Origin of the sequence: Prosthecobacter dejongeii, assembly GCF_014203045.1 — a bacterium.
Lineage (GTDB): Bacteria > Verrucomicrobiota > Verrucomicrobiia > Verrucomicrobiales > Verrucomicrobiaceae > Prosthecobacter > Prosthecobacter dejongeii.
Map to the genome: position 1 here is coordinate 13520 of NZ_JACHIF010000015.1, position 22000 is coordinate 35519.

17 protein-coding genes are annotated in these 22000 nt (G+C 54.8%); 6 read left to right on the plus strand and 11 right to left on the minus strand.

Annotation, left to right across the window (positions count from 1 at the left end; genetic code table 11):
• The first annotated feature begins 133 nt into the window (after window positions 1-133).
• A complete protein-coding gene (locus HNQ64_RS23510; protein ID WP_184213272.1) occupies window positions 134-517 on the plus strand; it encodes a DUF1249 domain-containing protein in 384 nt (127 codons plus the stop codon).
• Between the two features lie 70 nt (window positions 518-587).
• Here the strand turns inward: HNQ64_RS23510 and HNQ64_RS23515 are convergent, their stop codons facing one another.
• The 6 genes from HNQ64_RS23515 to HNQ64_RS23540 all read right to left on the minus strand — a co-directional run bounded on the left by HNQ64_RS23515 (window position 588) and on the right by HNQ64_RS23540 (window position 8993).
• Window positions 588-1517 (minus strand): nucleotidyl transferase AbiEii/AbiGii toxin family protein, encoded by a 930-nt coding sequence (locus tag HNQ64_RS23515; RefSeq protein WP_184213274.1) that lies wholly within the window; start codon window positions 1515-1517, stop codon window positions 588-590.
• Complete coding sequence (locus HNQ64_RS23520) at window positions 1514-2116, minus strand: type IV toxin-antitoxin system AbiEi family antitoxin domain-containing protein (RefSeq protein ID WP_184213276.1); 603 nt, start codon at window positions 2114-2116, stop codon at window positions 1514-1516. The genes HNQ64_RS23515 and HNQ64_RS23520 overlap by 4 nt, the downstream gene beginning before the upstream one ends.
• A 919-nt stretch (window positions 2117-3035) precedes the next feature.
• Window positions 3036-4160 (minus strand): ABC transporter permease, encoded by a 1125-nt coding sequence (locus HNQ64_RS23525; protein WP_184213278.1) that lies wholly within the window; start codon window positions 4158-4160, stop codon window positions 3036-3038.
• Window positions 4157-6898: a ribosome-associated ATPase/putative transporter RbbA gene (gene rbbA / locus HNQ64_RS23530; protein ID WP_184213280.1), complete on the minus strand. Its 2742-nt coding sequence runs from the start codon at window positions 6896-6898 to the stop codon at window positions 4157-4159. The genes HNQ64_RS23525 and rbbA overlap by 4 nt, the downstream gene beginning before the upstream one ends.
• On the minus strand, window positions 6895-7968 hold the full coding sequence (locus HNQ64_RS23535) for an HlyD family secretion protein (protein WP_184213282.1): 1074 nt from the start codon (window positions 7966-7968) through the stop codon (window positions 6895-6897). Before HNQ64_RS23535 ends, rbbA begins: the two co-directional genes overlap by 4 nt.
• Window positions 7969-8018: 50 nt before the next feature.
• Window positions 8019-8993: a CerR family C-terminal domain-containing protein gene (locus HNQ64_RS23540; RefSeq protein ID WP_184213284.1), complete on the minus strand. Its 975-nt coding sequence runs from the start codon at window positions 8991-8993 to the stop codon at window positions 8019-8021.
• A 311-nt stretch (window positions 8994-9304) separates the two neighbouring features.
• On the opposite strand from HNQ64_RS23540, the gene HNQ64_RS23545 reads away from it, so the two are divergent.
• The 4 genes from HNQ64_RS23545 (at window position 9305) to HNQ64_RS23560 (ending at window position 12721) form a co-directional block, all read left to right on the plus strand.
• Window positions 9305-9583 carry a hypothetical protein gene (locus HNQ64_RS23545; RefSeq protein WP_184213286.1) on the plus strand — a complete coding sequence of 93 codons (279 nt, stop codon included), beginning with the start codon at window positions 9305-9307 and terminating at the stop codon, window positions 9581-9583.
• A gap of 650 nt (window positions 9584-10233) precedes the next feature.
• Window positions 10234-10908 (plus strand): hypothetical protein, encoded by a 675-nt coding sequence (locus HNQ64_RS23550; protein ID WP_184213288.1) that lies wholly within the window; start codon window positions 10234-10236, stop codon window positions 10906-10908.
• A gap of 297 nt (window positions 10909-11205) precedes the next feature.
• The gene (locus HNQ64_RS23555; protein ID WP_184213290.1) at window positions 11206-11718 is read left to right on the plus strand and encodes a hypothetical protein; all 513 of its coding nucleotides are present in this window, start codon (window positions 11206-11208) and stop codon (window positions 11716-11718) included.
• 1 nt (window position 11719) lies between these two features.
• Window positions 11720-12721 carry a tyrosine-type recombinase/integrase gene (locus HNQ64_RS23560; RefSeq protein ID WP_184213292.1) on the plus strand — a complete coding sequence of 334 codons (1002 nt, stop codon included), beginning with the start codon at window positions 11720-11722 and terminating at the stop codon, window positions 12719-12721.
• Window positions 12722-12736: 15 nt separating this feature from the next.
• On the opposite strand, the gene HNQ64_RS23565 is transcribed toward HNQ64_RS23560, so the two are convergent.
• From HNQ64_RS23565 to HNQ64_RS23580, 4 genes are all read right to left on the minus strand, one after another.
• Window positions 12737-15727, minus strand: coding sequence for an Eco57I restriction-modification methylase domain-containing protein (locus HNQ64_RS23565; RefSeq protein WP_184213294.1), 2991 nt, complete (start codon window positions 15725-15727; stop codon window positions 12737-12739).
• The gene (locus HNQ64_RS23570) at window positions 15720-17387 is read right to left on the minus strand and encodes an HsdM family class I SAM-dependent methyltransferase (RefSeq protein ID WP_184213295.1); all 1668 of its coding nucleotides are present in this window, start codon (window positions 17385-17387) and stop codon (window positions 15720-15722) included. Before HNQ64_RS23570 ends, HNQ64_RS23565 begins: the two co-directional genes overlap by 8 nt.
• 93 nt (window positions 17388-17480) lie before the next feature.
• Window positions 17481-17948, minus strand: a complete 468-nt coding sequence (locus HNQ64_RS23575) for a hypothetical protein (RefSeq protein WP_184213297.1) — start codon at window positions 17946-17948, stop codon at window positions 17481-17483.
• Window positions 17949-17973: 25 nt separating this feature from the next.
• Complete coding sequence (locus HNQ64_RS23580; protein ID WP_184213300.1) at window positions 17974-18555, minus strand: ParA family protein; 582 nt, start codon at window positions 18553-18555, stop codon at window positions 17974-17976.
• An 867-nt stretch (window positions 18556-19422) separates the two neighbouring features.
• On the opposite strand from HNQ64_RS23580, the gene HNQ64_RS23585 reads away from it, so the two are divergent.
• Entirely contained in the window at window positions 19423-20937 is a 1515-nt protein-coding gene (locus HNQ64_RS23585) for a replication initiator protein A (RefSeq protein WP_184213302.1), read from the plus strand.
• Here the strand turns inward: HNQ64_RS23585 and HNQ64_RS23590 are convergent.
• Window positions 20934-21503: a hypothetical protein gene (locus HNQ64_RS23590; RefSeq protein WP_184213305.1), complete on the minus strand. Its 570-nt coding sequence runs from the start codon at window positions 21501-21503 to the stop codon at window positions 20934-20936. The two genes, HNQ64_RS23585 and HNQ64_RS23590, sit on opposite strands and share 4 nt — an antisense overlap.
• Window positions 21504-22000: the final 497 nt, after the last annotated feature.

Below are 22000 nucleotides of genomic sequence, written 5' to 3' on the forward strand. Positions count from 1 at the left end.
CGGCCCGCACCGTCCCTCCCTCCGGTCGGCTTCAGCAAAGCTGAACCGTGTTGCTACGCTTGACTGCTCTTTTCGTGCCCCCGCCTCCGAGCGCCTCAATCCTTCGGGAGAAACAACATAATCAGGAGAAAAAATGATACACGAAACCATCTACAAGAAGCTGCTTCGCATCGTCCCAGAGCTGGCAGATCCGAAGTTCGAGGCCAAAAAACTCAAGGCGGAAGGGTTCATGGACCTCAACATTGACATCCTCTCTTGGGATGCGGCCAAAGACAGATGCCACATCGCCCTGAGCCACTACTACAAGCATGATTCGGGAGACATGATTCCCGACCCAGATATGGAAGTGGCTCTCTATCCCAGCCGCCAAGTGGCAGAAGCGCTCTCATACCAGGACTGCTTTGGCTATCGCCAGGTCTATCCAGAGCCTGGAAAAATCAACCCACGCGCCAAGAAGGAACTCAACTCCTTCCTGAATCAGTGGCTTTCCAACATCATCGCTCAGGGGCACCGCTAAGGTGCCTTCGGGCCTTCCTCAACGCCTCCCACACCGGGAGGCGTTTTCTTTTGATGTTGCGGCTACGCCTCTATGACTTGGGACGCCACGGCCCGCCGGGCTGCCACTCTTGAGCAAAGGCTTCGCCTCGGCTTGCTGCCAGGGCAGGTGGAACAATGAAAGTGTTCACAAAGGTGACGACTTCTTCGAGCGTCGGTGACGGATTGATGCGGACTGATTTTCGACAGAACGCCACCCACAGGGCTTGGCGCTTCGCATCACTCCAAAACTCTTCTGTCATGCCCACCGGCGCAGCGGTCGGCAATGGCGTATTCCGCCGCTGGAAAGTGGCTTGGATAGACTCACTGATGCTCTCACCGTCAAAACCAAAGTTTCGCGCCAGGTGCCACAAGTCGAAGTAGTCCTTCATTCTTGTGTTCAGCAGTCCCAGGTTCACCGACGCTTCAAACTTCTCAGAGATCGAGGTTTCCATTCGGTATGCCCGCACTTCTGGTGCCGGCATTCCGACCAAAGAGGGGATTTGCAGCATCACTGGCTCGACGGCAAAGCCGTCTCCGAAGCCCACGTCCACCTGGACGTTGAGACGCGCAGTTCCAAGCAACCCCTGAAACGTCACCCGAACGCCAACATACTCTTCCTCTGCTCGTATCGGCTCAGCCTCGATTGAAGCAGGATCAAACACGACACCATCATCCTCGACAGGCTCGACGCAGATCTCGGCAAAGATTGCCTTCAAAGCATCTGGGGAAGAATCACCAAAGCCCAGCAGATCCACATCTTTGGTGACGCGATGGGGGACGTGTTGCCAGGCCGTAAAAAGCATGGCCCCTTTGAGGATGAACTGAGTCCGGTATTTTGAGGTCGCCAGACGGAACAGCAGCCGCTCGATGGCATAGCGCACGAGCAGCGAATTGAAGTCTTGGCCCCTCTCAGTCATCACGTTGAGCAACCGGGCGCGGACCGATGCAGCAACGTTTTTGAGGGGACTTTTGTTCTTCATGTGACCATCATTTCAAAATACGGCCGCATGATGTTCATCATCCGGCACGCCTTGGCAGCCTGCCATAGCTCGTCAGCGCTTGCCTTCTTTTTCTTCCAGGCATCCCTTAGCGCCTCAACGGCTACTGCGGAGCCGACTTTGTTTCGATATTTGAAGCAGTCCGCGACTGTCTTGGCAGGGCTGCTGACCCGAACTTTGACCCCTTCGATGAAGTGCTCCTCGATGCCAAACGAATAGCCATCGCCAGTGGCTCGGGTGACATCGAGCTGAAGGCTCACGTTTCGCGGCTCCTTAACACCCTTTGGAAGCAGCACATAGACGACCTCCGGGTTTTCTGTGGTCAGCCCGTGAAATCGTAGAGCGCTCAGAAGGCAGACCACGGCTTTTGGACTTTTGGCAGCTACCTGCACCAGAGAATGATGTTCCGTCACATCGGCATCCAGCGCCATGTAGAGGCCTCGACCCATCTTCATGAGCATTCCACTGTCCACCAGTTGCTTGAGCCGATAGCGGGGAATTCCAATCGGACCCAGATCCCGAGCACGGAAAACGCCCTTGTTGGCAAGAGGACGAATCTCTTTGGGCAGTTTTGTTTTCATGAACCGATTATACAATATTACATTATTTAATGTCAACGGTGGTAAAAATGTATCAATATATGGATGGGGAAGGCCTTCCCCTCGCTGCTACGCCGTGCGCAGCTACCCTTTCTAGCGGGGACACCCCGCAACGCCCCGAGTTTCACCAGCCAGGCCACCTCTCGTCGTCCGCCGCACAATCGCGGCCACCGGCGACCACCACTCACAGGAAATGTCAGGCCGTCGTCAAAACGGCCCCATCCGCTGGCCCTCAGCCGTCCTGGCGACCGCCTAAAGCCATTGGATCAGGCTCCGCACCTCTGAGCTTGCCCCAAGACGCTCCAACACTTCGTTCCAGCTCCGCTTCGACTTCGTTTATGGATCGCCCCAGGGCTGCACTCCCCGAACAATAGCTCTCTCAAAAGGCTGCCCCAATCGGATCAGCTCCACCACGTTCCCCCCGCTGTCCGCTTCTTTGGGCAGCCTTTCCAGGTCGGTGAATTGCGAGGCTTTACGACGCTTTGCTTTCTCCATGCCTCTTGGGGATCGCCTCGCGCTTACGGCGACCGTCAAGGAGCTTTCGGGGCCTCCAAAGGCTGTCCCTGAAGGGCACCCTCCTTTGGACCCTCCCCGAACTCCTCCTCAAGTCCTGCGGATTGACTGTCGCCTTCCAAGCTCCGGCTGGGGAAAGTCAGGTGGTTAAGGGTTTCACAAGCGAAACCACTTTTTCACAGGAGGAAAAGAACATGAAAACATGATCGAAATTCAATCTTGGTCAGACGGTCATCGCCCCGAACGCTCAAGGAACCTTGATTGAACGCGGAAGACGTGCGCTCTACCGAGGATCAGCTCCTCCTGGAAGCTGTCGAATACATCACTTACTTTTACAGATTGTAACCAGCACGCGATCATTAATGCGATGAGTCATGCCGCGTGCCGTTCATTCCATTGTGTTGATCGTTTTTCTAAAACGACCGAGCGCCAGGATGTAGAGCACGATACCGATGAGCAAGAGGGCCATGAGTGACTGCCACACCACTTCGATGCCTGCTCCTCGGAAGAGAATGGCTTTGCTTAGCGATACGAAATGAGTGGTGGGAGCGGCCTGCATCAGGTGCTGGACGATCTCAGGCATGCTTTCAGAGGGGGTGATGCCGCCTGAGAGCATTTCGAGGGGGATGAGGGTCATGATCATCAGGAGCCCGAACCGAGGCATGCTTCGAGCCACGGTAGCCATGTAGATGCCCATGGACGCGGTGGCGAAGAGGTGCAGAACCACGCCGACAAAAAAGAGAGCATGGGAACCCTGAACAGGCACTTCGAGCGCTCCCTGGATGACGAATTTGAGGGAAATAAACGAGGCGCACACGACGACCAGCACCATCGACCAGATCTTGGCGAACATGATCTCGCCAGGAGTCACGGGCATCACCAGCAGGTGCTCGACGGTGCCATGCTCGCGCTCGCGTATCAGCGCGGCTCCCGTGAGGATGATGGAGAGCATGGTGATGAGGTTGATCAGCTCGTTGAGGGCTCCGAACCAGGAGGGTGTCAGGTTTGGATTGAACCGGTTGCGCAGCGCGAGTGTGACCGGCGCGGTCTGCACAACCCGGTGCCTCTGCATGAACTCCATCACTTCGGTCTGAATGATCTGCTGGATGTAGCCACTGCCGGTGAAGGCCTGGCTCATGCGTGTGGCGTCCACGTTGAGCTGGATGGCAGGGGCGCGTCCGGCGAGCATGTCACGCTGAAAATCGGGAGGGATGTTGATGACGAAAGTCTGGTGACCGGCGTCGAGTTCAGTGTCCATCTGCGCAATGTCGAGGTCAGTCGTGGGGATGAAGCGCGGCGGATGAAAGGCGGAGATGATGCGGGAGGAGAGCTGGGATTTGTCCTCGTCAACGATGCCGATGGGGGCGTGGTGCAGTTGCTCGGGCATCGCCGTGGCGGCCACGTAGATCATGACCGTGAAGGTGAAGGCGATGAGCACCAGCATGACGGGATCGCGGGCAAGGCTCCACAGTTCCTTGATTCCAAGCCGGTAGATGTTGGCGGCGCGGCTCATGGCATGTTCCCCTGTTTTTTCACGGATGCGATGGCAAGCAGCATGACGACCATTGCCGCCAGGACCATCGGCAGGAAAGAGGGCTGCACGTCGGTGAAGGTGAGGGCCTTGCTGAACACGCCCCGGCTGATGATGAGGAAATGGGTGGCGGGATAGATGCGCCCGATGGCCGCCCCGGCTCCTTCCAGCGATGAGACCGGATTGATCAACCCGGCGTATTGAACCGTGGGGATCATCGTGCCGACCATCGTGATGAACATGGCGGCGATCTGGCTTCGGGTGAATGCGGAGGCCAGCAAACCAAGTCCGGTGGAAAACACGATGAAGATGAACGCTGCGGCGGCCAGTGTGGCAAAGCTGCCTTTGATCGGAACGTCAAACACGGTGACGGCCAGCAGAGACATGAGGAGGAAGTTCAGCATTCCCAGCAGCACATAAGGCATCTGTTTGCCAAGCAGAAACTCGCTCCGCGTGACTGGGGTGACATAGAGATTGACGATGGAGCCCAGCTCTTTTTCCCGCACCACGGACAGCGCGGCGAGCATGGCTGGTATCATCAACAGCAGCATGGGGATGACTGCCGGCACCATGGCGGGGAGGCTCCGCACATCCGGATTGTAGCGGAACCTCGTTTCGATGGCACATCCTGCGTTGGAGGAGTTTTGTCCGAGGCGCTGTCTTGCCACTTCGGCGAGCCAGCCTTGATGCATGCCCTGCACATAGCCGACGATGGTCTCCGCCCGCTGCGGCATGGAGCCGTCCACCCAGGCACCGATTTCCACCGATGCGCCGCGTTGCAAATCGCGGGCAAAACCGGGCGGGATCTCCAGAGCCAGCGCCAGCTCCCCGGAGCGCAGCCTGTTTTCCATGTCCGCCTGGCTGGTTATGGGGGGACGTTCGACAAAATAGCGCGAGCCGGAGAGGTTCAATGCATAGCTCTGGCTGAGGCCGGTCTGGTCAAGGTCCAGCACGGCGTAAGACAGGTCTTCCACGTCCATGCTGATGCCGTAGCCCATGATGAACATGAGGAGGATCGTCCCCAGAAGCGCCAGCGCCGCGCGGACAGGATCACGGCGAAGTTCCAGCCCCTCGCGCCATGAGTAGCTGACAGCCCGTTCCACACTGGCTCGGAGTGTTCCGCGGGGCTTTGCCGGGGAAACACATTCTTCCGCAGGAGCAGATGGGCCTGCCTGGCCTGCTGTTGGCGTGACGCGTTCCAGATGCTGGATGAACGCCGCTTCCAGGGAGTCCGTGCCCGAGTCCCGCACAAGTTCAAGTGGTGTGCCGCTCACGAGCACCTTTCCGCCGTGCATCAGCGAGATGCGGTCGCAGCGCTCTGCCTCGTTCATGAAATGGGTGGAGATGAAGATCGTCACCTTGTCCCGCCGCGACAGTTGGATCATCAGCCGCCAGAACTGATCACGCGCGACGGGGTCCACTCCAGAGGTTGGCTCGTCGAGGATCAGCAGCTCGGGCTTGTGAATCATTGCCACTGCGAGCGAGAGCCGCTGACGCATGCCCAGCGGCAGCGAGGGCGGCATGGCATCCATGACCTCTGTGAGGCCAAAGCGTGCTGCCATTTCGTCCACACGCGCAGGTAATTCCCGACCAGGCACGGCGAAGAGCCTGGCGTGAAGCTCCAGATTCTGCCGCACGTCCAGCTCGGTGTAGAGTGAGAACGATTGGGACATGTAACCCACGCGCCTTCTTGCGTCCATATGGCGGGTGTCCACCTCTTTGCCGAACAACCAGGCCTTGCCCTCGCTTGCAGGCAGCAGTCCGGTAAGCATTTTCATCGTTGTCGTCTTGCCGCAGCCGTTTGAGCCCAGGAAGCCGAAGATCTCCCCGCGCCGGATGCGGAAATCCACATGGTCCACAGCCGTGAACTCGCCAAAGCGGCAGGTCAGTCCCTTCGACTCGATGGCGATCTCCTCATGGTCTGGTTCGACCAGCGGAGTGAGGGTCACAGGTTGGTGGAGACGCTTCTTGGCCTCGGGCAGCAGGGCGATGAAGGTTTCCTCCAAGGAGGCCGTGCCCGTCCGGTGGTGCAGTTCCTCCGGAGGGCCTTCCGCCAGTATCCGTCCGTCATCCATCGCCACCAGCCAGTCAAAGCCCTCCGCCTCCTCCATGTAGGCGGTGGCCACGATCACGCTCATGCCTGGGCTTTCGTGTCTGAAGCTGGCGATCAAGTCCCAGAACTGGCGGCGGGACAGCGGGTCCACTCCTGTCGTCGGCTCGTCGAGGATCAGCAGCTCAGGATCATGGATCAGTGCACAGCAAATGCCCAACTTCTGCTTCATGCCGCCGGAGAGCTTCCTCACCGGACGGTCCAGAAAGGGCTTCAGGCCCGTGCGCCCGGTGAGTTCGTCAATCCGTCTGCGCCGCTCATCTTTACCATGGCCGAAGAGCCTGGCGAAAAACTGGAGATTCTCTTCGATGGAAAGGCTTGCATACAGGTTCTTGCCCAGCCCCTGGGGCATGTAGGCGATGCGCGGGCAGATGCGGTGGCGGTGCCCCGCATCTGTCATCTCACCTCCCAGCACCGTGACCTGTCCCCCGCGCACCGTCTGGGCACCGGCGATGAGGGAAAGCAGGCTCGATTTGCCCACTCCGTCAGGGCCGATCAGCCCTACCATCCGTCCGGACGGAATATCGAGATCCACGGCATTGAGCGCCAGTTTCCTGCCATAGTTCAGGCTTACACTCCGCAGTGTAGCCACTGGAGACTCCACTTTCATTCAGGCAGCTTGATGGCGAGTGACACCGGCCAAGGAGCCTGCCCATCGAGCTTTACCCAGGCGACTCCAGGCAGCCCCGTCTTCACCTTTTGCAGATGCTTCTGGAGCAGCGTCCGGTCGATCTGCGCTTTGACGCGAAACATCAGTTTTTGCCGTTCGCTCATCGTCTCCACCGTCTTCGGCGTGAACTGCGCGACACTCGCCACAAATGAAATCTTGGCTGGCACCACAAACTGCGGCGCCGCGTCGAGGATCAGTCGTGTCTCTCCGCCGATCTCCAGCTTCCCCGCAGCCGTCTCCGGCACAAAAAAGGTCAGATACACGTCACCCAAGTCCACCAGGCTCAGCACCTTGCCACCCACGCCCAGCACCTCCCCAGGCTGGGCGATCCGATACTGCACCCGGCCGTCTCGCGGAGCTTTCAGAGAACAGTCTTCAATATCAGCCTTGATCCGCGAGATGGTGGCCTGCACCGCCTCCGCCTGCGACTCCGCCCCTACCACCTGGGCCTCCGAAGCTTCAATGGCCGCCTGGGCTGCCAGCACCTGCGCCTTCGCGGCAGCCACCGTTGCCTTGGCGCTTTTCATGCGGGCTTCATCGTCCTCCAGGTCCTGGGTGGAAACTGCCCGCTGGGTGGAAAGCACCTTCGTTCGCGCCGCCCTCTTCTCGGCGGAGTCCTGCTCGGCTTCGCGTTGGATGACGACCGCCTCGGCCGCCATCTTGTCACTCTTGCGGGCAGTCACCTGAGCCTTGGCCGTGATGATGCTGTTCTGCGCCTGCCGCAGTTGCGCCTGGGCCTCTTGAAGTTGCGCTTCCAGCACATCCACCTGCATCCGCACCAGCACCTGTCCCTCCTTCACAAGATCCCCCTCATCCACCAGCACCTCCTTCACCCGGCCTGCCATCTTGGTGGCGATGTCGATCTCGGTAGCCTCGACACGTCCGTTGCCACTGATCAAACCCTCCTGATGAGATTCCTGTTCCGACCGCTGCCAAAGCGTCCAGACGGCAAAAAAACCGACGCACAAAAGAAGGACAACGACTCCTGATCGCAGCAAGGCTTTGCTCATGATGTTTAGGGTTTAAAGAACAGAGGTGCAATGACTAGCGAAAGCTGACTTCACCACCCTCCACCGAGCGCTTTGATGAGCCGCACGGTGGCGAGGTGGCGCTGGGCGGCGATGCGGGCGGTGGCGAGTTCGGCTTGGAGGCGGGTGCGCTCGGCGTCGAGGAGTTCGAGGTAGCTGAGGGCACCGCGTTCGTAGGCGGCGCGGATGAGGTCGGTGGCTTTGGTGGATTGGGCGAGGGCGTCGCCGACGGCAGTGGCTTGCTCGGCTCGCTGGCGGATCTGGGTGAGGCTGATCTCGACGTCGTTGATGGCGCTGAGCACGGATTGGCGATAGTTGGCGATGGCTTCTTCGCGGGCGGCTTTCTGGCGCTTGACGTTGAAGTGGATGACGGCCCAGCCGGTGAGAGGCACGCTGATGCTGGGGCCGATGCTCCAGACGCGGCTGTCGGCATTGAGCAAGGTGTCCACGTCTTTGCTGAGAAAGCCGCCGGTGCCGGTAAGGCGCACGGCGGGGAAGTAGGCGGCGGTGGCGACTCCGATGTCGGCATTCCGCGCGGTGACGAGGCGCTCGGCGGCGGCGATGCGCTTCAAGTCCGCGAAAATCGGCTCCATCACTCGCTTCACCAGATCATTCAGCGCCGCCGTCGGCTGCCGCATCTCATGCGCCATCAGTTTCCCAAGCACTGGATGCGAGGCACGCTTCAGGAGAACGAAACGCAGGCAGAAATCAATCCATCGCCCCAGCGCCTCACGGGCATCGCCCTTCGCCGTCAGCCGTGGCGACGGCTCAGAGCGCAGCACCTGCTCATGCGCCGCCAGCAGCACCTCCCGGTAAAGCCCCTCCTTGCTGCCGAAGTAGTAATTGATCGAAGCCACATTAACCCGCGCCCTCCGGCTGATCTCCCGCACACTCCCTGCGGCAAACCCCGCCTTCCCAAACACCACCGCCGCCGCCGCCAGAATACGTCCTTTGCGTGCCTCCGGGTCGCGCTCACGCGGGGTTGGGGATAGATAGTCGAGTAACATGTCCTTTGCTTCTTAAGAAGCGTGTGTTTATAAACGGTTGTTTATATGCGGACAGGCCTCCCGTCAACGCATTTTGTGGACTGCCGCAGAGCGATTCAGTAACTCACTTTTGGAATTGCCTCACGCTTACGGCGACCGTCAAGGAGCTTTCGGGGCCTCCAAAGGCTGTCCCTAAAGGGCACCCTCCTTTGAACCCTCCCCGAACTCCTCCCAAGCCCTGACGGGTTGACTGTCGTCTTCCAAGCTCCGGCTGGGGTGAGACCTGTAGTTAAGGGTTTAACAAGCGAAACCACTTTTTCACAGGAGGAAAAATGAACAAAGGGAAATTTACACTGGGCCAGTTGGTAGCCACTACTAACGCGCTGGAATCACTCAATGGCGAGGACATCCAGATTGCTCTGGGCCGGCACATCACCGGCGATTGGGGCGATATTGATCACCCTGAAGACTGGGAGGCAAACTGCTTTGCCCTGAAGCACGGGGCAGGACGTTTGTTCTCCGTTTATCGCGACCGCAAGGGCGTGAAGTTTTGGATCATCACCGAGGCGGACCGTTCAGCAACAACCGTGCTGTTGCCCGAAGATTACTGACGGGAAGTGGGCGGTGGCCGCACCCCAATTTTTACCGCTGAGTTGACACGGCGCGCACTGCATGAGCAAGAAATAGCACTCACGCAGGAAGCAGCCACAATCCAAAGCGACTCGACGGCCGCATGCCACACCGTCCACCTGGTGGAAACGTATCGCGGTTTTCGGAACTGCTGCAGGTGCTCTGGCAGCGCTCCTCGATGCCGTGGCCAAGATCCTTGAACTGATTCTCTCTCACGGCCCATGATGCGAAATGAGACAGAAAACGACGGTTGAAAGAAGGGGCTGCATCGAGGCATTGACAAAACAACCACGACTTTTTACCTATCGAATCAGTGCAACTAAACCCGATGGGCCACGGCTAAGCCAATGAAGACAGACCATTATCAATGCGAGAAGTGCGGAACGCTCATTCAGGGCACTTCATCCCCGAGCGGCCACGGATGCCCGAAGGGTTTCCCTCACAAATGGCATAAATTGGGTGCAGTTGGCACCAAGAACCACCAGTGCCGGAAATGCGGCACTGTGGTGGCCACTGAGAACGCTCCTTCAGGACACGGATGCCCACAAGGATTCCCACACCAATGGAGCAAACTGTAGATTATCTTGCTTCCGGCACTGAGTTTGATGCTGCTTTCGGACACGTCAGCGGCATGACTTGGCTTCCTTGGGTTGGCTCCCGTTACGGTAGCCGCCCGCCTGGCCAACGCTTACTTGTAGTGGGCGAGTCTCACTACGCCAAGCCCAGTTCCCCTGAACTGCTCGCCAAGGTCCTTAAGGATCACATCGACTACAAGCCTTACACTCGCGATGTCGTTTCCGAGTGCTTGGTGCATCAGGACTGGCCAAACCGCACTTTGGACACGCTCCCCAAATTACTCTTTGGCACTTCCTCCATCGACCGAGAGCGAGTGTGGTCGGATACGGGCTTCTACAACTTTGTTCAGAGGCTCATGCACTACAATCGCGAGGGACAACCCGAGCGGCCCACTTGGGACGACTTTGTGCAAGGCTGGCAGGTGTTCTCGGACATCGTTCGTATTCTGAGACCGAGCCATTGCGTTTTCATCGGTGTAGCGGCGGCGAACAGTTTTGACTACGCCGTGAAGGCCTTGGGCCATAGCCACACGCCAGTTCAGCGGACAGAATACATCAGTCGCACCCAGGGCCGGAAAGCTACCATCACGCTTGATGGCCACACGACGGACCTGGCTTTCGTCCAGCACCTCGGAAAGTTCTTTTCGTGGAGTCAGTGGCACAGCTATTTACGTTCACACCATCCTGAACTCACGACCTGGCTCGACGCGCAGCGATACACCGTCAGCTAAGGCGCTGATCCAACTCTGGAGACAACCTCTCTCGTCCAAGACCCCACTTCACTGGCCAAGCCGCCAGCTTGCTCTTTTTATGCAACATAACGTCCTTTATGTTGCATAAAGAAAGGGGGTGTGCTATGGTCTAAAAACACCTCCAGGAGGACCCACATCATGACGCCATCCACCAGAACTGATTTTGATGACCGTGTGCTCGCTTGCGCGCCTGGCTCATTTCCATGGGACCTCTGGCAACAAGAAGCTCTGGATGCTGGGCTACACCCAGACCTGGCTACCCTTGGCCGCGCCGTCATGCGCGAGGCTTACCAGCACGACTGGTGCGACGGGCTCAAATACGAGTGCGGCATCAACAATCCAGAGACGGCCGCAGGAATGATTGTCTGCGCCAAAGAACAGCCGTTCTTAACCGAGACCAGGTGGCAATGGCTTCTGGCTACCGATGGGCTGCGCTTTGACCCATGGAACCGCGAAGAATGGTCAGAAGCAGCTCCCGAGTGGAACGAAATGCTCCGCCGCTGGCTTGCTGAACTGAACGCGGAAAACGTGCGCTCCGCCGAAAATCAGCTCCTCCTTGAGGCCCTGGATTACATCACCTTTTTCTACAGGTTGAACCAGCTGGCAATCGTAGATCTGGAAGGACAAGCCTTCCGCACTGGTGCAAGTGAGACAACCTTGTGGGCCAGTTTCACCGTGATCGACAGCACTCAGCCCGAGCCCCGTCGAGTCAACCATTCAGGAGCCATCCGCATTGACCTGGGCAAAGATGGCGACGCGACCATTTTTGAGCGTGTGGAGGAAAGTTGAAATGAGTGAGGGCAAAACAAACCTGCCTACCATTCGCAAACGTTCTGCCGCTGGCGGAGCATTGACGTTGAAGGAGGGCAAATGGCCTCCTTTGATCATCCGTGCCGGAACGGCTGCACAGGAGAGATTCCTCGAATTCTTCACCGCCACCATCCGCAACAAAAACACGCGGATGGCCTATTTCAGGGCGATTTCTCGCTTCATGGCCTGGGCTGATGAGCGCCATCTTTCCCTTGAAGACATTCGGCCAATCCATGTGGCCACCTATATCGAAGGCTTCACCGCAGGCCTTGCAGACCCTTCTGTGAAACAACACCTGGCGGCCATCAAAATGCTCTTTGACTGGATGGTCACTGGTCAGATCGTGCCGACAAATCCTGCCGCTTCTGTGCGCGGTCCAAAGCATGTAGTGAAGAAAGGGAAAACACCTGTTCTCACCGCCGAGGAAGCGCGCAAACTCCTGGAGTCCATCACCACCGAGACTGTTGTCGGGCTTCGCGACCGAGCCCTCATTGCTACGATGCTTTACAGCTTTGCCCGCGTTTCTGCCGTTGTTGGAATGCGAGTGCAAGACTACTACCCCCAAGGCAAACGCTCATGGCTGAGGCTTCACGAGAAAGGGGGCAAATTTCATGAAGTCCCCTGCCATCACAAGGCCGAGGAATATCTCGAGGCCTACCTCGAAGCAGCCAAGATCAAAGACCAACCCAAGACTCCCCTGTTTCGCTCGACCCGAGGAAGAACTGCCCAGCTCACAGAAAAGGCACTCACGCGGATTGATGCCTTTCGTATTGTCCAACGCCGTGCCAAGCAAGTCGGGCTTCTCGGTCGCATCTGCAATCACAGCTTCAGAGCAACGGGGATTACAGTTTACTTAGAGAATGGAGGCGAACTGGAAACAGCGGCCCGCATCGCGGCTCACGAGTCACCACGGACAACCAAACTTTACGACCGCACGGCTGACAACATCACGTTAGAGGAAATCGAGCGAATTCGTTTTTGACAGTAGAAGAGCCCTTCACTCTCCAGGAAGGCTGATTCTGCCATCGGCGCCATCAAAATTCCAAAGCTGATCGAACTGCTGTTTCAGTTCACGTCGAAGACGAGCTTCTTCGCGGCCTGCTTCCTCGCGAGCTCTTCCTACTGCCGAGCCACTGCGATCCCGAAGAGAGATCAATTCACGAGTGAGTCGAACAACTTCATTGTGAAGGCTCACAGTAGCGGCATTCTCGAAATCCAACCTTGGGACAGGAAGATCACTCACGACGGCTGATCCCCTGCTATAGTAGCCGCCCCTGAAAGGACTTCCGCGCTTTCTCAAAAAGAACTCGCTTGTCCGATGGTTCAAAAGCGCCAGGAGAAACTCCAGGCTGTAACCCATTCGCGGATTCGTAATTGCTACCTCTCCAGCAGTGCCGCCAGATGCGAAGCCTACGCCTGCCGAATCCCAACCATACTTGTCTCCAAGTTGATTGACTGAATAGATGATCTTTCCATCAGCAAAGGCGGTGTTCAGCGCTTGATGTCTGCCAAACCGATAAAATTCCCCTGGAGCTGGGGGCGGCGAAACATCTCTTCGGCTCAGCCTTACGGAATGGGCATTCAAATACTCCCAAGCCAGCGGAAAGTCCGAAGCCATTCTTGCTGGAGGAATCAAGACAGCTTCGCCTCGCCCTCCCAATTCATACGGAAATATGACGCGACCATCACCTACCACGGACGCAAAGGAAGAGACTCCTCCTGAATCCATCAAATATGGCCGCGTGATCTGCTCCTCAACTTCCCAAATGCGACCGGCTTTTTCAAATCGGACACGCGTGCCGTGCAAACTCCAGTTCTTGATTGCAAACACGTCTTCCGCGCTTGTCTGAAAACCATTGATCACGTCTGCGACATCGGACAAGACCAAGCCATCATGCCAAAGAGTCCCAAGGACCTTCGCTTCATCATCATCGGCGGGCAAAACCCAAGGCCTCTTGCCATAGCGTTCCAAGGCATCCAGGCCCAACGTGATTCCCTTGGCAGAAGGCTCAACCATCCACTCTCCAAAACTATGAACATGACGATACCTGAAGCTCTCTCTTGGCTGCTTGTTCAGAACGAGAAGGCACACATACGTTGATTTACCTGCGAATACCAACTCATTGCCGAAATCGACGATTTCACTGACCAGGCGTCTCTCAGCCAGCAACTCTCTGAGCTTCGCACCAGCTTCTATATTCAGCCATTTGTTGGATACAACCATCCCGACACAGCCCGACTCTTTTAGACGTTCGATCCCCTTCTCCAGAAAAACGAAGTATTTGTCGAACTGCTTGAACGGAGTCTTGTATCGCGCCTTGTAGAAGTCAAACTCCTCTCGGTGTTTGGTCTTCATTTCCTCTGTTTTCATGTATGGCGGATTGCCAACAACGAGATCAAATTCCAAAGGAATTCCACTGCGGCTCCAGTCCAACGGCCTGCTTGTTTGAATGAGCTGAGGGGTTGATGGCAGCTCTCCTGTCTCTAAAACAGTATTTCCCCACACAACATTGCTGTCGAGGTTCGGAAGGATTTTTCTACCAGTAGGCAAGGTGTCTTGTTGCTCATCTTCAAGTAGCTTCACAACCAGACTGAACCGGGCCACCTCAACGGCGTTGTAGTCGATGTCGATCCCAAAAAGGCAGCTTTCCAACAGCTGTCTTTTTGCTTCAAAAACAAGACGATAATCATTTTCCGCCCGACGTGAAATCTTGCTCGCATCGCCCGTGTGTTGGAAATGCTCTATCGCTGCATCGACCAATTCGTCCAAGCACCTCAGTAAGAACCGCCCCGAACCAACAGCAATATCGAGAACTCTTAATTGCGTCAATGACTCCCAGTTCAACGTCCCCTGCTCCCTGAGTGCGTTGAGACGACCGCTCACCGTTCTTCTGACAAGCTCATCTACAATCACCTGGGGAGTTGTAACGACTTCCCTTCCTTCATATTGAGGCTTGTCTTGTAAAGTAACGACATCAGTTCCGTCATGAATTACCAGGCGCTTGACCAAGAACAGCTCATAAACTTGGCCGAGGAAATCAGCATCAAGAACGCTAAAACTGTATGGAGCTTGAGGAAAATAAAGCTCCTCCACAATGTCGAGGAACACTTGAGCGTCGATGGCATAAACGGTCTGAAGTGGATCGTTTCCACAATCAAACAGGCCTGTATTGTAGCGGTCATCGAGCTGTTGAAACAGCCTTCTCAGCTCTACGATGTCTTTCCTTAATGCAATATTTCTCAGCCTCTCCCTGCCCTCAATTCCCCGATCCTCACACATGCGAATGATGATGAGCCGATTGATCACCTTTTGCGCGATGTCGCTCAACTCATCAATGGAAAGAGCAGGATAACGACGATGGAGATCCCCAGCTATCCGTAGCCTCCATCCGTTGAACTTCTCCAGGAAAACAACATTGATAGGGATCTGCCCTTCTCCTGCTACACCAAACCTTGATTCGATAGAACCACTGGCGACGGCTTCACGGCCAAAGATTCCAAGCAGCTCATGAAATTTGGCAGGTATGTCTTGAAAATCTACCTCCATCAGCAAGCCGACGTTAACGTCATCAACTGAATTTGGTTCGGTCGTAGTATCGTAGATTCTGATTGTTCGGAAGTTTGTCAGAATCGAAATCGCCATCCCTGCTGTCCAGCCATAGCTTCTCGTTTGAAATGCGCTGTCTCGATGAGTTCTTATATCGACGGCGGGTTTTTTCGCTTCCAAGAAGAACTTGCGCGCTGAGCCGATTCGGAACGTGTAGTCGGGCCGTTTCCAGCTTGACTCATTCACTTGGGATTCTTCACGCACAACATCTTTGAGACTGTTCGGAAGTCCGCGTTGATTACGCATGTCCCATCCCAGCATCTCGAACAAGGGATCGATGAACTCGACACGCGCTTCTGTCTCAGTGAATGTGCTGTTTGAAGCGCAAATGCGCTGTCTCTCCCTCTCGAAATGAGCAACTAGATCTTCAATTTCACTCATCGCTGATTGAGTCTCCTTTCTCTTGATGAACCTCTCTCAATCTCCGTGAACGGATACGCCTCCATGCCTCATGTAAAATCGCGGCCTCTTCTTTTGTAAAGCCCGCTGCTTTGAGAACGATTTTATCTTGCGCTCGAAGCACATCGTCAGCAGCCTCGTTGCTTCTGACTAGTAGGTCCAGGCGCCTCAGGTCACTCTCAGAAATGTTCACTATTGGGACCAGCATTTTTTCAATTTCTGACGGAACCATTTCAAGCACTCCACCGCCGTAGTGCCTCCCCTCAAGCTCACCAGTCAAGGCAGTTAAGCTGTTAACAAATCCATATACCAAAGACTCGGGTTGGATGGAAGGATCTACCGTTTTGATTCTGTATGCTGTGTCTGTTGTGTAGGCCCGAGCACTGTTGAGAATCAACCTTGGATAATTGTGGGCTCTCTTCAGCATGGCCACCTCTGTTGAATAAACAGAAGGCACGGAATACCAAGGGGACCTGATCCGGCACTTGTAGCGTTTGTGCAGGTTTTGTTCTTCGCCAAACTTAATGTAATCTTGGACTTTTTCGGGAAGTTCTTCCATCGGGACGTTCCCAATCATCACAAAATTTGAAGCCGTGCCTCCTTCATTTTTATTCGTGTGGCCCTCGCGATCATAGATCACGCCAGGGCAGTGTCCACTACGGCCAAACATGGGCTTTGCGTAGCGCTTGAGGCCGTATTCTTTGACTGTCTCATCATTTACCAGGAAGAACTTATTAGCTCCTGTAACGATCCCAACGTCCACACTGGCCACATCGCGAAACAACCGCACACCTTTCTTGTGTTTTGCGGATTCAAAGACTTCGAGTTCCCTCGGCGTCAGCAACACTTTCATCCATTTTCCATTGAGCATGTCCCCAGAGACGGGTTTAGCGTTGTTGAAAAGCTCTTCCGGCTCCTCGCAGAGAAGATCCTCTTTTGATCCAGTGAGAACTGCCACTCCTTGACTCGCTGAGGCGGGCTTCTTTTTCTTCTCAACCATCAGCAGAACTGTTCCCTGTAGTGCTTCATCAAAAAGAAGTTCGTTGGGGTCAACGATGACGATTTTGCTGCACTGGGTTAGCAAGAATTTGCGAAGAGAAGTTGCGTGAAGCACATGCAGAATTTCGGCCGGCACGACCATTCCCAGACGGCCACCAGCTTCAAGCATTGCCACACTTGCGATCACGAACGGAACCCATGCGTTTGTGTGCTTCGTAAAAGCGAGGCAAAACTTTACAAACAGTTCCTCGGACAAGATTTGGTCTTGAGGGGCCAAATACTGATAACGAATGTATGGGGGATTGCCCAGAATCGCGCTGAACTGAGTCCCCTCTTCAATTGATTTCAGCCCCCAATCCAAGAAATCTCCAGCAACGATTTCGCCATCGATCAAATCGTTCTCCTTGCAGGCCTTTCGACTTTTCCGCGCTTCTTCATTCAGCAGCTCCACGCCGGTGAAAGACAAACGGAAACGATGCTGGCCTTTCAATGCGCGGATGAAAGCTCCATCACCGCAACTGGGTTCAAGGATAGTCCTCGGCTTGATGCCAAGCACCCATTTTGCCAAGTATCTAGCAACATCCTCAGGCGTGTAGTAACCGCCTCGAAGCTTTGTCGCCGATTCATTTATTTTAAAATTCATTCTGCCTTTTCAAATCCAAGTGGGTTTCTAACCATACCAATTTTGCAAGCCTCCGAGCTAGTGTTCGGACGCTGCTTTGAAAGGATACGCGGCTCACTTTTGGCCACTGTATCTGCGGTCTTCGGCCTTCACCTGTTCAAACAGCTTGGCTAGTTCCTCCGGCTTTGCTTTTGCTGCAAGGCGTAGCCCGATCTTCATTGAATCACTGCGACTGGTGAAATCATGCCCCACACTTCCGAGCAGCTCACGGATGACGGCCAGAGCACGGCTGTCGGCTTCAAACAGATTCACGGTGACTCGGTTGGTGTTACGGCCTTGAGTCCCCTTCCCCGTTACTGGCTTGCCAGCCTTTGGCCGCGTCAGTGCGGCCGGTTTTTCCTTCTCCGCCGTTTTGGCCGGAGCTAGAGCCGGTTCTTCCACCTGTTCCACCGGGGCTTTCACCACAGGTGCAGGAGCCGCAGCTTTTGCCGGGTTGTCTTCAGGCTTGGGCGCGGTTGTTCCGGTCGCCTTTTTTAGCTGCGCATTGAGGAGACTTGAAAAATCATTTTTACCCATAATCATAATTTATGATGATCTTAAATTAAGATCAAGCCACAAACTCCAAAACCAGGCGTTGCAGCAATTCCCTGTCTTCGCCAGTGATTGCCTCGTAGCCTTGAAGCGTGGCGTAAGTGAACCCGATGCGCTCAGGAATGGAGTTCTTTAAAACCTGCATTCCCAGCATTCCTTCCAACCCTTGAAGCTCGCGACTGATTCGCGTGCCTGGCTTGACCATGTTCCAAAGAACGAAGGCCTTGCCACCAGGGCGAGTGTTCTCTTTGACCATCTCAACGGCCGGCAGCGTTGCGCGAATGTCCACCATCGAAGGCTTCAGAGGAAGAATCAGAATATCAGCCTCCTTCACTGCCTCAATCAGGACGTTGCTCGACAACCGAGGCAACGTGTCAACGATTACAAAGTCATACTCCCCTGCCCTGTTCCTGTCCCAGATCTCAATCTCTGTCCGGCCCGCATCGCGCAACTCAGTCACAATTTGTGAGATGCTGGCCTGCGGATCGTCATCGCGCACCGCAACCTTTTTGCCGACTCGGCTCAAAGTTTCGGCCACAAGAAAGCTGAGCGTGGTTTTGCCGGTTCCGCCCTTTTGCCCGCAAAATGTGATAATCATAATTTATGATAACCTTAAATTAAGAAGTTAAGTTGTCCCTAAATTAGGACTTCCTTAATTTAAGCGGATGATCATCATTTGCGCAACCCTGTATTTTCATAATTTCGGATTGTCTTAATTTGCTACTGTCATAAATTAGGATTTTACGACAATCTTAATTTGTGAACATCATAAAACGCTAAAGGGGATCAACGATCGTCATGTCCAGGTCTCAATTTAAGAAGTTAAGTTTCTCTTAAATTAAGATTGCCTTAAATTATGATGTTCTTAATTTATGAAAGCTGTGCGACCCTCTGGTTCTGCGTGGGCAGGGAGCCTTTTGACTTCGCAATTTTCTGCTTCAAACAACGTCATCTAGCGTGGGGGAAATGCAATTTGTATGCCCTTGAGCGACCAAGTATCGCCTGCCACCTGGTCAATACTCAGTCCGGCACCAACCAAGCGCCGATGATGTCAATTCACGCAGAAAACCCGCCGAAAACGCACGGTTTTCTGCTTCATCTGACATCATGAATCCACATTATGGATCACTTTGGGGCCTTGAAGAAGATGGGGCTCGCAAGGTATGATGCAATCACCGATACTCGACACAGAAAACAAGGCAGGGTAGCCCTCGAAAAACGGGTGTTGTTGTTTGACACAGAAAAGGCACCCATTGCTAGTGTCATTCGAGACAGAAAACACTGTTGTTTGAGACAGAAGAAAAGGGCTTGCTATTGTTAATCGAAACAGAATATAGTGTTGCTTGAGACAGAAAAGCGACGCTTAAACCGTTGATTTTCCAAGGGTTCAGCGCGGCTAACTCTCTAAACATGTTGATCTATAACTAAATAACCAACAACACGCTCCAGTGATGGTGCTTTTTTTGTGGAGGAAGATTTGTCAAAAATCAAAAAGGCGAAAGCAGTCCCAGAGGACTTGTTTCCCGATCTTCCCTCCGAGTATCAAGACGGCCGCGATGAACTGAATCTGGCGGAATTTCCCATTTCAGCCATTGGAAGCAGATCAGATCCTAGCGTTAAGACCCTCAGATTCGAGGACCGGACCTTTGACAAGGCCAGTGGGGAGATGATTCACCGACGGCTCACCATCACAGCCAGTGATGAACACGGACTGCCGACAACGGCAGATGACGAGGTTTTGCTTGGCTTGCTCCAGATGAGCCGCCTTCAAAAATTCGAGTCGCCTTCCGTTACGTTCACCCCATACCAGCTCATTCGGATTCTTGGCTGGACCGTTTCGACCTACAATTACAAGCGTATTCGCGAGGCGATTGATCGCTGGCTAGGCGTTACGCTCTACTACGAGAACGCCTGGAGAGACAAAAAAACAGGGCAGTGGGTCGATGCCAGTTTTCACTTCATCGAGTTTGCCGAGTTCTACAAGCCAGGCAGGGAAGGGGTGATGGCTCAGGAAGGTTCATCGGTCATCAAGTGGAACGATCTGATTTTCAGGAACTTCAAAGAGGGCAATCTCAAGACTTTGGATTTCCACTTCTACCGCTCCCTTGAGAGCGGCATCGCCAAGAGAATGTTCCGATTCTTGGACAAGCGCTTTCATTTTCGTCCCCGTCTGAGCTTTGCGCTGGAAGCGTTTGCCTGTGAAAAAATAGGGCTCACGCGCCCGACCAAAATCAGCTACACGGGCAGGGCCTCGGTGGACGTGGCGCAGATCAAGCGTCGTTTGATGCCTGGTATCAAGGAACTGGAGGCGCTAAAATTCATCACGGTGATGTCGGAGAAAAACCGGTTCACGAAAGACTCTGCAGGAGTCTGGCAGATCCACTTTGAGCGCTATTTTGATGCCCCAATCGAGGCACAGGCTCAGCCAGTTCTGGAAATGAAGGTTGAGGACGTAAGCGTTCTTGAGGGGAGACTCATTGGGCACGGCGTGAGCAAATCCCAAGCCCGTCGTCTTGTGTCTGAGTTCGACAATGACCGAATAGAGATTCAGCTCGAAGCCCTGGAGTTCTTGCTCGCCAAGGGCGGGGACACAGCACCCGTGAACCGTGGCGGATGGCTTTCAAAAGCCATCGCGGAAAACTATGGCCCGCCCAAAGGCTTCAAGAGCCGCGCTCAGCTTGAGCATGAGGCTCACGAAAGAGCCGAAACATTGCGAAAACGAGAAGAGCAGCGCCGCAAAAAGAAGCTCGAAGACGAGGCGCGGGAAGCAGACCAGAAAGCCAAGGAAGCCGCCGAGAATCGCAAGGTTGAAGCCTATCTGGCAAGCCTCACCCCCCAGGAGCGGCAGAAGCTTGAAAACGATGCCACCGCAGATTCTCCTTTTGCCAATCGGGAAGGGTCTGTTTTCAGAAAAGCCGTCATTTACAGCCATGCTTTGAAGCTCTTGAAGGAGCTGGAAGCACAAGCTGATGAAAACTAGCGGCTCTCTGCTTTCATCATGTCTGTCTTGATGAGCAACTGATAGGCCTTCCAGTTTCGGAGGGCTAAACTGCGCAAGAACCAACTTGTGCATGATTGAACCGCAACAGCGGACCAGACTGCGATTGCCAGGAAAAGGTGGAACCATTCAGAGTGGATCGAAAACTTGTGTTCCCAGACATTGATTCCCGCAAAAATGAGCCATACCGAGGCTGCCCCCATCAAGCTCGCGGGGAAAAAAACGCTCAATCCCTGTATGAATTTAAACAGGGAGATCATCAGTGGAATCAGGACCAAAGCCCACCATCCAAACAGACGAGGCAATTCGAAAATAGCTGCCAGTGCTGACAGAAACAGAACGACATTAAGGCCTGAAATAATGCTGCGCTCAAGGGCTAGCGCTTCACCTGCCTCTTGCTTGAGGGAGGCCATCACTTCTTGTGACTTCCAAATTTTGTGTGCAGCTGGGTTGCAAAGGAATCTGATTTTTCTTTCCCTCCACGGTTTAACCACGGTCTCAAAGTGGTCAGCAATTCCTCTTTTTTCGTTCACATCCTCAGTGAGCATCTTGCCTCCTACATGACTCACTGCGGTTTACCAAGTTGGTCAAACTGAGTCAACAAGGGGGGAAAGCCTTCCCCTCGCTGTTACGTCGTGCACAGCTACCCCTTCTAGCGGGGACACCCCGCAACGCCCCAAATCGGAAACTGGATCACGCCTCTTCTGGTCATTGGCTTGCCGTCAAGGAGCTTTCACCGCCTCCAAAGGCTGTCCCAAAGGGCACCCTCCTTTGGACCCTCGGTGAACTCCTCCTCAAGCCCTGCGGGTTGACCTCAGCCAAGCGCCACCGGCGGGGGCCATTCGGTTGATACAAGGTTTTTTCAGCAAGCAAAAAACCTTGTTTTGATGGAGGGGATTATGGTAGTCAGAAAAAGAACGGTGTTTGATTCTTCAAGGAGAAGAGTCGCTTTTGTGGAGGGTGGAATGTTTGAGGGTAGAGCCGAAACATCTCGGCAGAATGGAAGCGGATACGGAAGGCAAGCAGTAGCAGGGCGGGGGACATC

Excerpts from the sequence above, each read along its gene's own strand:
- HNQ64_RS23510 (WP_184213272.1), top strand. The coding sequence starts at position 134 with ATGATACACGAAACCATCTACAAGAAGCTGCTTCGCATCGTCCCAGAG.
- HNQ64_RS23515 (WP_184213274.1), bottom strand. The coding sequence starts at position 1,517 with ATGAAGAACAAAAGTCCCCTCAAAAACGTTGCTGCATCGGTCCGCGCC.
- HNQ64_RS23520 (WP_184213276.1), bottom strand. The coding sequence starts at position 2,116 with ATGAAAACAAAACTGCCCAAAGAGATTCGTCCTCTTGCCAACAAGGGC.
- HNQ64_RS23525 (WP_184213278.1), bottom strand. The coding sequence starts at position 4,160 with ATGAGCCGCGCCGCCAACATCTACCGGCTTGGAATCAAGGAACTGTGG.
- rbbA (WP_184213280.1), bottom strand. The coding sequence starts at position 6,898 with ATGAAAGTGGAGTCTCCAGTGGCTACACTGCGGAGTGTAAGCCTGAAC.
- HNQ64_RS23535 (WP_184213282.1), bottom strand. The coding sequence starts at position 7,968 with ATGAGCAAAGCCTTGCTGCGATCAGGAGTCGTTGTCCTTCTTTTGTGC.
- HNQ64_RS23540 (WP_184213284.1), bottom strand. The coding sequence starts at position 8,993 with ATGTTACTCGACTATCTATCCCCAACCCCGCGTGAGCGCGACCCGGAG.
- HNQ64_RS23545 (WP_184213286.1), top strand. The coding sequence starts at position 9,305 with ATGAACAAAGGGAAATTTACACTGGGCCAGTTGGTAGCCACTACTAAC.
- HNQ64_RS23550 (WP_184213288.1), top strand. The coding sequence starts at position 10,234 with ATGACTTGGCTTCCTTGGGTTGGCTCCCGTTACGGTAGCCGCCCGCCT.
- HNQ64_RS23555 (WP_184213290.1), top strand. The coding sequence starts at position 11,206 with ATGCGCGAGGCTTACCAGCACGACTGGTGCGACGGGCTCAAATACGAG.
- HNQ64_RS23560 (WP_184213292.1), top strand. The coding sequence starts at position 11,720 with ATGAGTGAGGGCAAAACAAACCTGCCTACCATTCGCAAACGTTCTGCC.
- HNQ64_RS23565 (WP_184213294.1), bottom strand. The coding sequence starts at position 15,727 with ATGAGTGAAATTGAAGATCTAGTTGCTCATTTCGAGAGGGAGAGACAG.
- HNQ64_RS23570 (WP_184213295.1), bottom strand. The coding sequence starts at position 17,387 with ATGAATTTTAAAATAAATGAATCGGCGACAAAGCTTCGAGGCGGTTAC.
- HNQ64_RS23575 (WP_184213297.1), bottom strand. The coding sequence starts at position 17,948 with ATGATTATGGGTAAAAATGATTTTTCAAGTCTCCTCAATGCGCAGCTA.
- HNQ64_RS23580 (WP_184213300.1), bottom strand. The coding sequence starts at position 18,555 with ATGATTATCACATTTTGCGGGCAAAAGGGCGGAACCGGCAAAACCACG.
- HNQ64_RS23590 (WP_184213305.1), bottom strand. The coding sequence starts at position 21,503 with ATGCTCACTGAGGATGTGAACGAAAAAAGAGGAATTGCTGACCACTTT.